This is a genomic window from Halomonas sp. NO4 (genome assembly GCF_010994375.1).
In the GTDB taxonomy this organism is placed as follows: Bacteria; Pseudomonadota; Gammaproteobacteria; order Pseudomonadales; family Halomonadaceae; genus Halomonas.
Genome location: NZ_WHMA01000008.1, coordinates 89,046 through 103,424, shown reverse-complemented (window position 1 = coordinate 103,424; position 14,379 = coordinate 89,046). Strand labels below are relative to the sequence as shown.

General features: G+C 67.1%; 10 protein-coding genes. 9 read left to right on the top strand and 1 reads right to left on the bottom strand.

Annotated elements, in window-relative coordinates; all coding sequences use genetic code 11:
* Nucleotides 1–4 precede the first annotated feature (4 nt).
* A complete protein-coding gene (locus FEF15_RS08505; RefSeq protein ID WP_163558726.1) occupies nt 5–1,411 on the bottom strand; it encodes a PLP-dependent aminotransferase family protein in 1,407 nt (468 codons plus the stop codon).
* A gap of 199 nt (nt 1,412–1,610) precedes the next feature.
* On the opposite strand from FEF15_RS08505, the gene doeA reads away from it, so the two are divergent.
* The 9 genes from doeA to FEF15_RS08460 all read left to right on the top strand — a co-directional run bounded on the left by doeA (nt 1,611) and on the right by FEF15_RS08460 (nt 14,183).
* Nucleotides 1,611–2,810, top strand: a complete 1,200-nt coding sequence (gene doeA, locus FEF15_RS08500; protein WP_163558725.1) for an ectoine hydrolase DoeA — start codon at nt 1,611–1,613, stop codon at nt 2,808–2,810.
* 28 nt (nt 2,811–2,838) lie between these two features.
* Nucleotides 2,839–3,852 carry a N(2)-acetyl-L-2,4-diaminobutanoate deacetylase DoeB gene (doeB, locus tag FEF15_RS08495; RefSeq protein ID WP_205598499.1) on the top strand — a complete coding sequence of 338 codons (1,014 nt, stop codon included), beginning with the start codon at nt 2,839–2,841 and terminating at the stop codon, nt 3,850–3,852.
* Nucleotides 3,853–3,869: 17 nt separating this feature from the next.
* Complete coding sequence (locus FEF15_RS08490; RefSeq protein ID WP_163558724.1) at nt 3,870–4,346, top strand: Lrp/AsnC family transcriptional regulator; 477 nt, start codon at nt 3,870–3,872, stop codon at nt 4,344–4,346.
* A 192-nt stretch (nt 4,347–4,538) separates the two neighbouring features.
* On the top strand, nt 4,539–5,408 hold the full coding sequence (locus tag FEF15_RS08485; RefSeq protein ID WP_163558723.1) for a carbon-nitrogen hydrolase family protein: 870 nt from the start codon (nt 4,539–4,541) through the stop codon (nt 5,406–5,408).
* A 15-nt stretch (nt 5,409–5,423) separates the two neighbouring features.
* On the top strand, nt 5,424–7,007 hold the full coding sequence (locus tag FEF15_RS08480; RefSeq protein WP_240454115.1) for a biotin carboxylase: 1,584 nt from the start codon (nt 5,424–5,426) through the stop codon (nt 7,005–7,007).
* 47 nt (nt 7,008–7,054) lie between these two features.
* On the top strand, nt 7,055–8,053 hold the full coding sequence (locus tag FEF15_RS08475) for a C45 family peptidase (RefSeq protein ID WP_163558722.1): 999 nt from the start codon (nt 7,055–7,057) through the stop codon (nt 8,051–8,053).
* A 56-nt stretch (nt 8,054–8,109) separates the two neighbouring features.
* Nucleotides 8,110–10,896: a beta-eliminating lyase-related protein gene (locus FEF15_RS08470; RefSeq protein WP_163558721.1), complete on the top strand. Its 2,787-nt coding sequence runs from the start codon at nt 8,110–8,112 to the stop codon at nt 10,894–10,896.
* A 209-nt stretch (nt 10,897–11,105) separates the two neighbouring features.
* Nucleotides 11,106–12,599 (top strand): NAD-dependent succinate-semialdehyde dehydrogenase, encoded by a 1,494-nt coding sequence (locus FEF15_RS08465; RefSeq protein WP_163558720.1) that lies wholly within the window; start codon nt 11,106–11,108, stop codon nt 12,597–12,599.
* Nucleotides 12,600–12,773: 174 nt separating this feature from the next.
* Nucleotides 12,774–14,183, top strand: coding sequence for an aminotransferase (locus FEF15_RS08460; protein ID WP_163558719.1), 1,410 nt, complete (start codon nt 12,774–12,776; stop codon nt 14,181–14,183).
* The last annotated feature ends 196 nt before the right edge of the window (nt 14,184–14,379 follow it).

Sequence of the window (14,379 nt, the reverse complement as noted above, 5' to 3'; positions counted from 1 at the left end):
TGGGTCAGTAGACGATCTGCATCATGGGTGGCGGTGCCTCCTCGAGTAGCACCGCCAGGCGCTTGAGTCCCTCCTCGAGGCGGTCGAGGTCCTGCTCGGCGCCCAGGCTCACGCGGATGCGGCGTGGGGGTGGCGTCTGCTCGACCATGAAGGGTACCGCCGTGGTGATGGCGATGCCCTCCTGCTCGGCGTGCTGCTGCAGCTCCTCGGCGCGCCAGGCATCCGGAAGCGTTACCCAGACGTGCAGGCTGGTGGGGCGCGAGGCCAGGGCGTGACGGGCGAGCAACCGCGCCGCCAGGCGCTGGCGGGTGGCGAGCAACTGGCGCTGCTCGGCGGCCAGCGTCTCGATGGTGCCGTCGGCAAGCCACTGGTCGGCGAGCTCGAAGGAGAGTGGCGTGGCCATCCAACTGGTGGCGCGCATGCGGGGCAGCACATGGTGCAGCTGGCCGCGCGGCACGGTGAGGTAGCCGGCGCGCAGCCCCGGCACGGTGACCTTGGTGAAGCTGGTCACGTGGAAGCCCATGTCGGGCAGCCGCGCGGTGAGCGGAGTCAGGCCGGGAGCCTCGAGCAGGGCGTGGACATCGTCCTCGATCAGCCACACCCGGTGGCGGGCCAGCACCTCGGCCACGGCGTCGCGGCGCGCCTCGCCCATGGTAGCGCCGGTGGGGTTGAGCTGGGTGGGCGTCAGGCACACGGCTCGCGGCTTGAAGCGGCGGCAGGCGCCGTCCAGCGCCTCGGGGATCACCCCGTCGCCGTCCACGGCCACCCCGCGCAACTGGAAGCCCAGGGTGCGCGACAGGGCGATCAGACCGTGGTCGGTGAGCGCCTCGGTGAGTACCAGGTCGCCGTGCTGCACCACGCTGGAGATGGCCAGCATCAGGGCGTGGGCGGCGCCGTTGCACAGGATGCGGTCGTCCATCTCGCCGGGGACGTGGAGCCGGCTGGCGAGCCAGGCGCTGGCCCGCTCGCGCTGATGGGACAGCCCGGCGATGGGGCGGTTGGCGGTGATCACCTCGGGGCTGGCGTGGTCAGCCAGCATCGCCAGCGCCTGGCGAAAGCGCAGGTGGTGGCCCGGGGGGCACACCGGATGGGCGATGGAGAGGTCGATCAGCGGGCTCTCGTGGCGCGGTTCGTGGCCGCGCAGGTAGGCCGACTCGCGGGCATCGTCCAGGGCGTTGATCCAGGTGCCGCTGCCCACCCGGGCCTGCACCAGGCCCATCTTCTCGGCCTGGGCATAGGCGCGCGACACCGTCTGCACGCTGACGCCGAGGCTCTCCGCCATCTGCCGGTGGGGCGGCAGGCGGGTGCCCGGCGTGAGCTCGCCCTGGCGGATCGCCTCGGAGAGTGCCTGGGCGATGGCCAGGTACTTGGGACCGGTGTCGCTGAGGTACGGGGTCAGGTCAATTGTCATGATCCAATAAAGCCTTTGACCGCCAGCCAAGGGCGAGTGCTACTATCAGCTTAGCGGCATTGACGGACAATTGTCATGGTCAGGGCGGTGGCGGTTCATGACAATGCGGGGCGTCCGATCCCTTGTCCGACCATTTTGGCCCGGCCCCTCGTGCTCCTGGAGGCGGTCGGTTAGTGGTGATGCGATGGCGAGCGGCTCCATGAACCAGGTGAATCTGCCCTTCTCGCGTGAGGAATACGCCAGCCGGCTCTGGAAGGTGCGCGCCGAGATGGCCGGTCGCGGCATCGACGTGCTGGTGATCAGCGACCCCTCCAACATGGCCTGGCTGACCGGATACGACGGCTGGTCCTTCTACGTCCACCAGTGCGTGCTGCTGGGCCTGGAAGGAGAGCCGGTGTGGTACGGGCGGCGCATGGACGCCAACGGGGCGCTGCGCACCTGCTGGATGGATCCCGACAACATCACCTACTACCCGGACTACTACGTCCAGAACCCCGACATGCACCCCATGGACTATCTGGCCCAGTCGATCATGCCCGACCGCGGCTGGCACCAGGGGGTGGTGGGGCTGGAGATGGACAACTACTACTTCTCCGCCAAGGCCTACCAGAGCCTGCTGCGCGAGCTGCCCCACGCCCGCTTTGCCGACGCCAACTCCCTGGTCAACTGGTGCCGCGCCATCAAGTCCGCCCAGGAGGTCGAGTACATGCGCGTGGCGGCGAAGATCGTCGAGGGCATGCACTCGCGCATCCTCGAAGTGATCGAGCCGGGGCTGCCCAAGAGCAAGCTGGTTTCGGAGATCTACCGCGTGGGCATCGAAGGCTGGTGCGACGAGAACGGCAAGGTCTACGGCGGCGACTACCCGGCCATCGTGCCCATGCTGCCTACCGGCAAGGACGCCGCCGCCCCGCACCTCACCTGGGACGACACCCCCTTTCGTGAAGGCGAGGGCACCTTCTTCGAGATCGCCGGGGTCTTCAAGCGCTACCATGCGCCGATGTCACGCACCGTGTTTCTGGGCCGGCCCCCGGCGGAGTTCGTGCGCGCCGAGTCGGCGCTGCTCGAGGGCATCGACAACGGCCTGGCGGTGGCCAAGCCCGGTAACCGCACCGCCGATATCGCCATGGCGCTGGGGGCGGCCATGGACAAGTACGGCTTCGACCGCGGCGGTGCCCGCTGCGGCTACCCCATCGGCATCTCCTACCCGCCGGACTGGGGCGAGCGCACCATGAGTCTGCGTCCCTCCGACGAGACGGTGCTCGAGCCGGGCATGACCTTCCACTTCATGCCCGGCCTGTGGGAGGACGAGTGGGGCCTGGAGATCACCGAGAGCATCCTGATCACCGAGACCGGCTGCGAGACGCTGGCGGACTTTCCCCGACAACTTTTCGTCCGTTGAGCCGGGGCGAAACAAGGAGACCCTGACCATGACCAAGCGACCCAGCCCCATCGCCGCGACCGTCGACTTCGAGGCGGACGGCGTGCAGCACGGCTTTCTCAAGCTGCCCATCTCCAGCGACGAATCCGCCTGGGGTGCGGTGATGATTCCCGTCACCGTGGTCAAGAACGGCGCGGGCCCCACGGCGTTGCTCACCGGCGGCAACCACGGCGACGAGTACGAGGGCATCACCGCGCTGATGAAGCTCGCAAGCGACTTGCGCGCCGAGGACGTCCAGGGCCGGGTGATCATCGTGCCGTGCATGAACCAGCCGGCGGTGATGGCCGGCAAGCGCACCTCGGGGCTCGACGGCGGCAACCTCAACCGCAGCTTTCCCGGCGACCCGGATGGCACCGTCACCGAGAAGATCGCCGACTACTTCACCCGGGTGATGGTGCCGATGAGCGACGTGGTACTCGACCTGCACTCCGGCGGGCGCACCCTGGACATCATTCCCTTCGGTGCCTCCCACGTGCTGGAGGACGCCGAGCAGCAGCGCCGTGCCCTGGAGGGCGCCAAGGCGTTCGGCGCCCCCTATGCCATGATGATGTTCGAGCTCGACGCCGCGGCGCTCTTCGATACCGTGGTGGAGAGCCAGGGAAAGATCTTCGTGGCCACCGAACTCGGCGGCGGCGGCACCTCGACGCCCGAGAGCCTGGCCATCACCGAGCGCGGCGTGCGCAATTTCCTGATCCACTACGGCCTGATGGCAGGCAAGGTGTCGATGCCCGCCGAGCCGCAGGTCTATCTCGACATGCCGGATGCCAGCTGCTACGTGCAGAGCGAGCACACGGGGCTGCTGGAACTCGCCTTCGCCCTCGGCGAGCGGGTCGAGAAGGGCGAGGCGATCGCCCGCGTCTATGACCTGACGCGCAGCGGCACGCCGCCGGTGACGTACCGCGCCGAGCGCAGCGGTGTACTGGCGGCACGTCGCCACCCGGCGCTGGTCAATATGGGTGATACCATTGCGGTGATCGCCGACATCGTCGACTCCCTGGGTTGAGAGGGACGCCCCATCGCATGAAGCTCGATCGCTACGACCTGAAGATACTCGAGATCCTGTCGCGGGATGGCCGCATCACCAAGTCCAAGCTCGCCGAGGCGATCAACCTCTCGGTGAGTCCCTGCTGGGAGCGGGTGCGCCGCCTGGAGAAGGCCGGGATCATCGAGGGCTACAGCGCCCGCATCCACCCCGAGGCGCTGGTCAAGCGCACCCCGGTGTGGGTGCAGATCGAGCTCAAGGCCCACAACGCCTCGAGCTTCGCCCGTTTCGAGGCGCTGATGCACGACACCCCCGCGGTCACCGAGTGCGTGGCCGTGGGCGGTGGTGTCGACTACCTGATCAAGGTGGAGGCCGACTCCATCGACGCCTACCAGCGCCTGATCGACAGCTGGCTGACCTCGGATGCCGGCATCGAGCGCTACTTCACCTACATCGTCACCAAGGTCGTCAAGCGTCCGCCGGCCGGCTTCGCGCCCGAGGATTTCGCCGTCTGAGCCCCGTCCGTGGCCGTGCGGACGTTCAGCGTTGATGTTCAGTGGATGGGAATTGGCTTAAGCTCAGGTGTGTAGTGAGCCGTCACTGACGGCTGCCGGGTGATCCCTGCGGCCACCGCCCGAGCGGAGCCGAGGCGCTTTGCGCCACGCCCAGACCGACCGAGATCGCCTGACGGAGAGAGACGCGAGACGATGTCCTATTTCACGATTGCCGGCGTGCAGCTGCAAGCCTTGCACCATGGTGACAACACCGAGGCCATGCGCCACCGGGTCGACGTGCTGATGAGTCGCTTCCCCCAGGTGCAGATGGTGGTGTTCAGCGAGCTGATGCCGCTGGGCGCTTCCCCTCATCACGCCCAGCCGCTGCCCAGCCACGCCGAGATGCTGTTCTGCCAGCTGGCCGAACAGCACCGCATCTGGCTGATCCCCGGCTCGATGTTCGAGCAGACCGAGGCCGGCGTGTACAACACCCTCTCGGTGATCGACCCCCACGGCCACGTGGTGGCCCGCTACCGCAAGCAGTTCCCCTTCCGCCCCTACGAGGCGGGCGTGGAGAGCGGCAGCGAGTTCGTCACCTTCGACGTGCCCCACGTGGGCCGCTTCGGGGTGTCGATCTGCTACGACATGTGGTTCCCCGAGACCACGCGCACCCTGGCCGCCATGGGAGCCGAGGTGATTCTCCACCCCACCATGACCGACACCATCGACCGCGACATCGAGCTGGCCATTGCGCGCACCAACGCCGCGGTCAACCAGTGTTACTTCTTCGACATCAACGGCGCCGGTGCCATCGGCAACGGCCGCTCCATCGTCGTCGGGCCGTCCGGCGACGTCATTCACCAGGCCGGCACCGGCGAGGAGATCATGCCCATCGAGGTGGACCTGAACCGGGTGCGTCGCGAGCGCGAAACCGGGCTGCGCGGCCTCGGCCAGCCGCTGAAGAGCTTCCGCGACCGGCGTGTCGACTTCCCGCTGTACCGCGCCGAAAGCGGCTCGACGCCCTTCCTCGACACCCTTGGCCCGCTGGAGAAGCCCCGCCGGGCCGATGTCGAGGAGTTCTGACCCAAGGAGATCACCATGCTGGAGTCCCTGGTACGCCTGCTGCGACGACTGTTCCGCCCCGGGGACTCCGCCACGGCATCTACCCCGGCCGATGCCGCCACTCCCGCCATCGATGGAGCGACAACAATGAACAAGATCACCAGCATTGCTGATGTGCGTCGCCACTTCCGCAACAACAAGGAGCCCGTCTACTTCATCTCGGCCACCAACTTCAACCTGCTGGGTATCGGTGACTGGGTGAGCAACTTCCGCCACATCAACTACATAGACTGCTTCGAGGGCCAGCAGCGCAACGTCTTCGTGCCCAAGGAGAAGTTTCCCCGCGACTTCGAGAGCATCGAGGACATCAACAACTACCTGCTCGAGCACAAGGAGGTGATCGACTTCATCCAGTCGCGGGCCGACGGTGACAACGCCGGTACAGCCGCCTTCTTGATGTTTGACGAGCACACCGAAGCGATCTGTGAGCAGCTGGGCCTCAAGGTCGCCTTCCCGCCGGCGGCACTGCGTCAACGCATGGACAACAAGATCGAGACGGTGCGCATCGGCAACAAGGCCGGTGTGCCCAGCGTGCCCAACGTGCTGGCCAAGGTGGGCAGCTACCAGGAGCTGTGCGAGGTCAGCAAGGATCTGGGTAACGATCTGGTGGTACAGACCGCCTTCGGCGACTCCGGCCACACCACCTTCTTCATCGCCAGCGAAGATGACTACTACAAGCACGCCGAGGAGATCGAGGCCGAGCCCGAGGTCAAGATCATGAAGTGCATCAACTGCCGCGGCTCGGCCATCGAGGCCTGTGCCACCCGCTGCGGCACCGTGGTGGGCCCCTTGATGACCGAGCTGGTCGGCTTCAAGACGCTCACTCCCTACAAGGGCGGCTGGTGCGGCAACGAGATGTTCGCCGGCGCCTTCACCCAGGAGGTGCGCGACAAGGCCCGGGAGTACACCTTCCAGTTCGGCGAGGCGCTGCGCGACGAGGGCTATCGCGGCTATTTCGAGCTCGACTTCCTGATCGACATGGACACGGGCGAGGTCTATCTGGGCGAGCTCAACCCGCGGGTCACCGGGGCCAGCTCGCTGACCAACGTGGCGGCCTTCGCCCATTCCGACATCCCGCTGTTCCTCTTTCACCTGCTGGAGTTCTCCGATCTCGATTTCGACTTGGACATCGACGAGATCAACGAGCGCTGGTCGCACCCCGACAGCGTCGACAGCTGGAGCCAGCTGGTGATCAAGCACACCGAGGAGAGCGTCGATCTGCTCACCCAGGCGCCGCGTACCGGGGTGTGGCGCATGAACGAGGATGGCACCATCGCCTACGACCACTACAGCTATCACCCTCACGCGGCGGAGAACGACCAGGAGGCCTTCTTCCTGCGCATCAGCGGTGCCGGGGACTTCCGCTATGAAGGGGCGGACCTGGGCATCCTGATCACCCGCGGGCGGCTGATGGACGACGACTTCCAGCTCACCGAGCGGGCCAAAGCGTGGATCGCGGGTATCCGCGGGAAGTACGCCGGCCAGGCGCTGCAGGACCCGGTGGTGGAGGAAGTTGCCGTGAGCCACGCCGTGGGCGGCGGCAACTTCAAGATCCTGTGAGCGGGGAGGGCGGCGTCGCTGCCGCGTGCGGCGCGCCGCCGATCGAGATGCACAAGACGCTGCTGTTTCGCACCGTTCACGAGGCGACGCCGGGCGCCAAGTGGCGCGCGCTGTTCGACTACCACTGGCCGGCCTACGAAGCCTGGTACCTGGCCGAGGGGGAGCGAGAGCGCCCCGGGTACCTCGCCTGCTACAACGCCCTGCGTCGCCACATGCCGGAGCTGGTGGACACCTACCGCACGCTCTGCGAGCTGGCCGGCGGGGGCGACCTGGCCGCGCGGCTGCTGAGCCTCTACCGGCCGCCGCCCTACATCACCGGCTGCTCCCAGGCGGTGCTGGCGCGCCCCGCCACTACCGTGCTGGCGCGCAACTACGATTACCCGCCGGAGCTCTGCGAGGGCACCATCCTCTACACGCGGTGGAACGGGCGCGGGGTGATCGCCATGTCCGACTGCCTGTGGGGGGTGCTCGACGGCATGAACGACCGCGGGCTCGCGGTGTCGCTGGCCTTCGGCGGCCGGCGGGTGGTGGGCGAGGGCTTCGGCGCGCCGATCATCCTGCGCTACCTCCTGGAGTTCTGCGACAGCGTGCCCGAGGCTGCCGAGGTGCTGGCCCGCGTGCCCACCCACATGGCCTACAACATCACCGTGGCCGACGCCGCGGGTCGCTACGTCACGGCGATGATCGCCCCGGACCGTCGCGCCAGCATCCGCCGCGTGCCGGTGGCCACCAACCACCAGAAGAAGATCGAGTGGTATGCCCACGCGCTGGCCTCGGAGACGCTGATCCGCGAACGCCAGCTGTCGATCCTGGTGGACGACGAGTCGACCACCGAGCAGCGCCTCATTTCGGCTTTCTTCTCGCCGCCGCTGTTTCGCCACGACTACGGGCGTGGCCTGGGGACCGTCTACACCGCCGTCTATCGCCCCCGCGAGGGGCTGGCCCAGTTCCACTGGCCCGGCCAGTGGCTCGACCTCTCCTTCGATGACTTTCCCGAGGAACACCGGCGGGTGCGCTACGGGCCGGGTGGCTCGGCCATGGGCTGAGGCCGCCGAGCGGTCACGCCGGGCACTGAACAACAACGTACATGGAAGGTGTCGCCATGCAGCAAGAGAGCAGCCATACCGAAACGCCCTACACGGCGCTGGGCTTCTATCACAAGATCACCCATCTGCGCGCCGATACCTGGAATGCGCTCAAGCGCGACCTGGGCCTGCTGGTGCGCGGCGGCGACGAGAGCCGTGTCCGCAACCTGGTCAAGGCGGTCGACGTCAAGCTGACGCGCCTCGAGATCATCGAGGACTACCACGCCTTCCCCTCCAAGGAGGACTTCCGCCACCTCTGGGCGCTGTTCAACCGCGAGGAGTACGTGCTGCTCGAGAAGGTGGTCAAGCGCCTGGTGCGGGCGCTGATCAGCGAGTCCTACCGTCGCCGCCACGTCGACCTCTCCGAGACCGACGCCGATGCCGAGGACCTGGAGACTCTCGATGCCCTCAACCAGCTCCGGCGCGGCCATCCGGCCTCCAACAGCGCGGCCCAGCCCTACTTCGAGCTGCTCATCGTCGACAACCTCTCCGCCCAGGAAGAGGAGGTGGTGCGCGAGGCCTTCCACAATCTGCGCCGCCCCGAGGACCGCTTCGTCTACGACGTGGTCACGGTGCGAAGCTTCGAGGACGCGCTGATCGCGGTGCTGGTCAACCCCAACATCCAGGCCTGCCTGATCCGCTACGAGTTCCCCTACAAGTCGAAGTACAACCTGAGCGCGCTGCGCAACTACCTCGAGGGCCTCTCGGAGAGCCATCTCGATCATCAGACCGAGGCGGAGCGCAGCATCCTGCTCAGCTCGATGATCCACGAGCTGCGCCCCGAGATCGACCAGTTCCTGGTCACCAGCGGCGAGGTCGAGGCCACGGCGAGCCGCGACATCCGCTTCTTCAACCGCATCTTCTACCGCGAGACGGATTACATCGAGCAGCACCACACCATCCTGCGCGCCATCGACAGCCGCTACCGCACCCCCTTCTTCGATGCGCTGCGCGAGTACAGCAAGAAGCCCACCGGCGTCTTCCACGCCATGCCCATCTCGCGGGGGAAGTCGGTGACCCGCTCGCACTGGGCGGGGCAGATGATCGACTTCTACGGCATCAACATCTTCCTTGCCGAGACCTCGGCGACCTCGGGGGGGCTGGATTCCCTGCTGCAGCCCTATGGCCCCATCAAGAAGGCCCAGGAGTACGCCGCGCGGGCGTTCGGGGCCCGCCACAGCTACTTCGTCACCAACGGCACCTCGACGGCCAACAAGATCGTGGTACAGGCGCTCATCAAGCCGGGCGATATCGTGCTCATCGACCGCGACTGCCACAAGTCGCACCACTACGGCATGGTGCTGTCCGGGGCGCATGTCTGCTACCTGGACTCCTATCCCCTCGACGACTACTCCATGTACGGCGCCGTGCCGCTGCACGAGATCAAGAAGACCCTGCTCGCCTACAAGCGGTCCGGGCAGCTCGACAAGGTCAAGATGCTGCTGCTCACCAACTGCACCTTCGACGGCATCGTCTACAACGTGCGCCGGGTGATGGAGGAGTGCCTGGCGATCAAGCCCGACCTGGTGTTCCTGTGGGACGAAGCGTGGTTCGCCTTCGCTTCCTTCAATCCCACCTACCGGCCGCGCACCGCCATGAACACCGCCCGCACCCTGCGCTACCGTTATCGCAGCGAGGCCTACCACGAGGAGTACGCCGCCTGGAAGGCGGAATTCGATCAGCTCGACCCCGACGACGACACCACCTGGCTCGATCGGAGGCTAATGCCCGATCCGGAGCGGGTGCGCATCCGCACCTATGCCACCCACTCGACCCACAAGACGCTCACCTCGCTGCGCCAGGGGTCGATGATCCATGTCTACGACCAGGACTTCCGGCATCGCGTGGAGGCGCCCTTCCACGAGGCCTACATGACCCACACCTCCACCTCGCCCAACTACCAGATCCTCGCCTCGCTGGACGTGGGGCGCATGCAGGCAGAGATGGAGGGCTTCGAGCTGGTCCACGCCCAGGTGGAGACGGCGCTGTCGCTGCGCGAGCAGCTCTACAGCAACCCCTTGCTGCAGAAGTACTTCCGGGTGCTCAAGAACAGCGACATGGTGCCCGCGGCCTACCGCGAGTCGGGGGTCGAGTCCTATTACGACCCGGTCACCGGGTGGAACCAGATGGAGGAGGCCTGGGCGCGCGACGAGTTCGTGGTCGACCCCACGCGGATCACCATCGCCATCGGCACCACTGGGGTCGACGGCGACGCCTTCAAGAACGAGTACCTGATGAACCAGTACGGCATCCAGATCAACAAGACCTCGCGCAACACCGTGCTGTTCATGACCAACATCGGTACCTCGCGCGGCGCCATCGCCTACCTGCTCGACGTGCTGATGAAGCTGGCCAAGGAGTTCGAGTATCGCTGGGAGGAGAGCAGCCGCCCCGAGCGCAAGATCATCGAGAAGCGGGTGCACTCGCTGACCCAGGAGCTGCCGCCGCTGCCCGATTTCAGCCGCTTCCACGACGCCTTCCGTCCCAAGCCGACCAGCGACACTCCGGAGGGCGATATCCGCAGCGCCTATTTCCTCAGCTACGACGAGGAGAACACCGAATACCTGCGCTTCGACAATGGCGAACTGCAGGCGCAGATGCAGCACGGCCGCGACGTGGTCTCGGCGAGCTTCGTGATCCCCTATCCGCCGGGCTTCCCCGTGCTGGTACCGGGGCAGGTGGTCAGCGCTGACATCCTGTACTTTCTGCAGGCACTCGACGTCACGGAGATCCACGGCTACCGCCCGGAACTGGGCCTGCTGGTGTTCACCGAGGCGGCGCTGGCTGGCCCGCCCGCCGGATGAGACCGGCTGAAAGACGATGCGGCGGCAGCGCAGAAAAAACCGCATGCCTGCCGCCCATGACAAAAAAACCTCCATGCGTGCTGCCGCCTTTCAAAAACTCCCGTGTCCGTCGCTCCCTTACCCTGTAGGTATCGAGCGGTGGCCCACCGCCCGGCCATTTTTGCCACCGCCGGCCCTCGACCGGGCCGGCGTGCAAGGGGAGGTGCAGCATGAAACTGTCCAAGACGCTGACCAATGCGCTGAACGATCCGCGCCTGTTCCGTCAGTACGCCTATATCGACGGCAAGTGGACCCACGGTGACGCCGGCCGCGAGCAGGCCGTGATCGACCCGGCCACCGGCGAGGCCCTGGGTCACATCCCCTGGCTCGAACCCGACCAGATCCGCAGCGCCGTGGATGCCGCCGAGGCGGCCTTCGTGCACTGGCGCGCGCTGCGCGCCGACGAGCGCTGCGAGCGCCTGCTCGCCTGGTACGACCTGCTGCAGGCCAACCGCGAGGATCTGGCGACGATCATGACCCTGGAGCAGGGCAAGCCGCTGCCCGATGCGCGCGGCGAGGTGGAGTACGGGGCCAGCTTCGTGCGCTGGTTCGCCGAGGAAGGCAAGCGCGCCTACGGCGAGACCATCCCCAGCCACATTCCCAATGCCGCGCTCGGCACCCTCAAGGAGCCGGTGGGCATCGCCGCGCTGATCACGCCGTGGAACTTCCCGCTGGCCATGATCACCCGCAAGGCCGCCGCCGCCATGGCCGCCGGCTGCCCGGTGATCGTCAAGCCGGCCGGCGAGACCCCCTTCTCGGCGCTGGCGCTCGCCGAGCTAGCCGAGCGCGCCGGCATTCCCGCCGGGGTGTTCAACGTGGTGCTCGGGGAGGCCGCCGAGGTGTCGAAGCTCCTGTGCGCCGAGGAGCGCATCAAGGCGCTCTCCTTCACCGGCTCCACTCGGGTCGGTCGGCTGCTGCTCGAGCAGTGCGCGGGTACGGTGAAGCGCGTTTCCCTCGAATTGGGAGGGAATGCCCCCTTCATCGTCGGCCAGGACATGGACCCCAAGGAGGCGGCCTACGCCGCCGTGGCGGCCAAGTTCCAGACCGCGGGGCAAGACTGCCTGGCGGCCAACCGCATCCTGGTCCACGAGTCGATCCACGACGCCTTCGTCGAGCAGTTCGCCGAGCGCATGGCGGCGCTCACCGTGGGCAACGGCCTCGAGCCGGAGATCGACCTGGGCCCGCTGATCCACCGCCAGGCGGTGGAGAAGGCCGCCAGCATCGTCGACGACGCCATCTCCCAGGGGGCCAACCTGGTGGCCGGCGACCAGGGCCAGGCGCCGGGCGAGAACTTCTTCATGCCGGTGCTGCTCACCGGCGTGACCCCGGAGATGAAGGTGTGGCGCGAGGAGAACTTTGCCCCAGTGGCCGGGATCACCGCCTACTCGGATGACGACCAGGTGATCGAGATGGCCAACGATACCGAGTACGGCCTCGCCGCCTACATCTATACCCACGACATCCGCCGCATCTGGAAGCTGCTGCGGGCCCTGGAGTACGGCATGGTGGCGGTCAACTCGGTGAAGATGACCGGCCCTCCCGTGCCCTTCGGCGGCGTCAAGCAGTCGGGTCTGGGCCGCGAGGGCGGTATCACCGGCATCGATGAGTATCTGGAGACGAAGTATTACTGCCTCGGCGCCCTGGGCTCCGTATCGGGTAGTTGAGCCCCGGTTCTGTGGGAGGCCGGCTCTGCCGGGCGAAGGCGCCGCCAGGCGCCCTTACCTGGCAGCGCTGCGCGCTGCTTCGCGCGATAAATCGCCCTCCCACACACGAACGAATCACTATTGAAAACACTCTCCCCGGCGGAGCCGGGGAGCCTTGACAGAAGAGAGAGCGATATGAGCTTGCATAAGGATTTGATCGACCGCGACCGCCAGGTCACCTTCCATGCCTCCACCCACCTGCGCGACTTCGCCCAGGGCGATGCGCCCGGGCGCGTGATCACCGGTGGCAAGGGCATCCATGTGATCGACAAGGACGGCCGCGAGTTCATCGACGGTTTCGCCGGGCTGTATTGCGTCAACATCGGCTACGGGCGGACCGAGGTGGCGGAAGCCATCTACCAGCAGGCGCTGGAGCTCTCCTACTACCACACCTACGTGGGCCACTCCAACGAGCCGCAGATCGCGCTTTCCGAGAAGCTCCTCGCGCTCGCCGGCCCCGGCATGTCCAAGGTCTACTACGGCCTGGGCGGCTCTGATGCCAACGAGACCCAGCTCAAGCTCGTGCGCTACTACAACAACGTGCTGGGCCGCCCGCAGAAGAAGAAGGTGATCGCGCGCCAGCGGGGCTACCACGGCTCCGGCATCGCCTCCGGCTCGCTCACCGGCCTCAAGGCGTTCCACGACCATTTCGACCTGCCCATCGAGACGATCCGCCATACCGAGGCGCCGTTCTACTACCAGCGCGCCGCCGAGCTCAAGGGCGTGAGCGAGCGCGAGTTCTCCCGGCACTGTGCCGAGAAGCTCGAGGCGATGATCCTGGCCGAGGGCCCGGAGACCGTGGCCGCCTTCATCGGCGAGCCGGTGCTCGGCACCGGCGGCATCGTGCCGCCGCCCGAGGGCTACTGGGAGGCGATCCAGGCGGTGCTCGCCAAGTACGACGTGCTGCTGATCGCCGACGAGGTGGTGTGCGGCTTCGGCCGGATCGGCGCCGACTTCGGCAGCCACTACTACGGCATCCAGCCCGACCTGATCACCGTCGCCAAGGGCCTGACCAGCGCCTATCAGCCGCTCTCCGGCGTCATCGTCGGCGACCGCGTGTGGAACGTGCTGGAGCAGGGCACCGGCGAGTACGGCCCCATCGGCCATGGCTGGACCTATTCCGGCCATGCCCTGGGCTGTGCCGCGGCGCTGGCCAACCTGGCCATCATCGAGCGCGAGGGACTCACCGCCAACGCCGCCGAGACCGGCGCCTACCTACAGCGCGAGATGCAGGCCGCCTTCGCCGATCATCCGCTGGTCGGCGACGTGCGTGGGGTGGGCATGCTGGCGGCACTCGAGTTCGCCGCCGACCCGGTCCGGCGCCGGGCCTTCGACCCGGCGCTCAAGGTCGGCCCGCGCATCGCCGCCGCCGCGCTGGAACAGAATCTGATCGCCCGCGCCATGCCCCAGGGTGACATTCTGGGCTTCGCACCGCCCTTGGTGGCCACCCGCGCCGAGGTCGACGAGATCGTCGCCCGCACCCGGCGAGCCGTCGATCAGGTGGCCGACGAACTGGTGCGCAGCGGCGAGGCCCAGCTCGCCTGATCGCGCCTTTGGCATGTCTCGACCTCGCCCCGGCCAGCCCGCGGCGAGGTTGGTCATATGAGAGAAGGCTTCATAGTGATTGGTGTCTGCTGCTGTTAGTGAGTGGCAGTGGGAGGCCGGCTTTGCCGGCGGTTCGACGCTTCGACGAAGGCGCCGAAAGGCGCCCGATTTAGGGCAGCGCTACGCGCTGCTTCGC

Excerpts from the sequence above, each read along its gene's own strand:
- FEF15_RS08485 (WP_163558723.1), top strand. The coding sequence starts at position 4,539 with ATGTCCTATTTCACGATTGCCGGCGTGCAGCTGCAAGCCTTGCACCAT.
- FEF15_RS08460 (WP_163558719.1), top strand. The coding sequence starts at position 12,774 with ATGAGCTTGCATAAGGATTTGATCGACCGCGACCGCCAGGTCACCTTC.
- FEF15_RS08470 (WP_163558721.1), top strand. The coding sequence starts at position 8,110 with ATGCAGCAAGAGAGCAGCCATACCGAAACGCCCTACACGGCGCTGGGC.
- FEF15_RS08490 (WP_163558724.1), top strand. The coding sequence starts at position 3,870 with ATGAAGCTCGATCGCTACGACCTGAAGATACTCGAGATCCTGTCGCGG.
- doeA (WP_163558725.1), top strand. The coding sequence starts at position 1,611 with ATGAACCAGGTGAATCTGCCCTTCTCGCGTGAGGAATACGCCAGCCGG.
- FEF15_RS08475 (WP_163558722.1), top strand. The coding sequence starts at position 7,055 with ATGCACAAGACGCTGCTGTTTCGCACCGTTCACGAGGCGACGCCGGGC.
- FEF15_RS08480 (WP_240454115.1), top strand. The coding sequence starts at position 5,424 with ATGCTGGAGTCCCTGGTACGCCTGCTGCGACGACTGTTCCGCCCCGGG.
- FEF15_RS08505 (WP_163558726.1), bottom strand. The coding sequence starts at position 1,411 with ATGACAATTGACCTGACCCCGTACCTCAGCGACACCGGTCCCAAGTAC.
- doeB (WP_205598499.1), top strand. The coding sequence starts at position 2,839 with ATGACCAAGCGACCCAGCCCCATCGCCGCGACCGTCGACTTCGAGGCG.
- FEF15_RS08465 (WP_163558720.1), top strand. The coding sequence starts at position 11,106 with ATGAAACTGTCCAAGACGCTGACCAATGCGCTGAACGATCCGCGCCTG.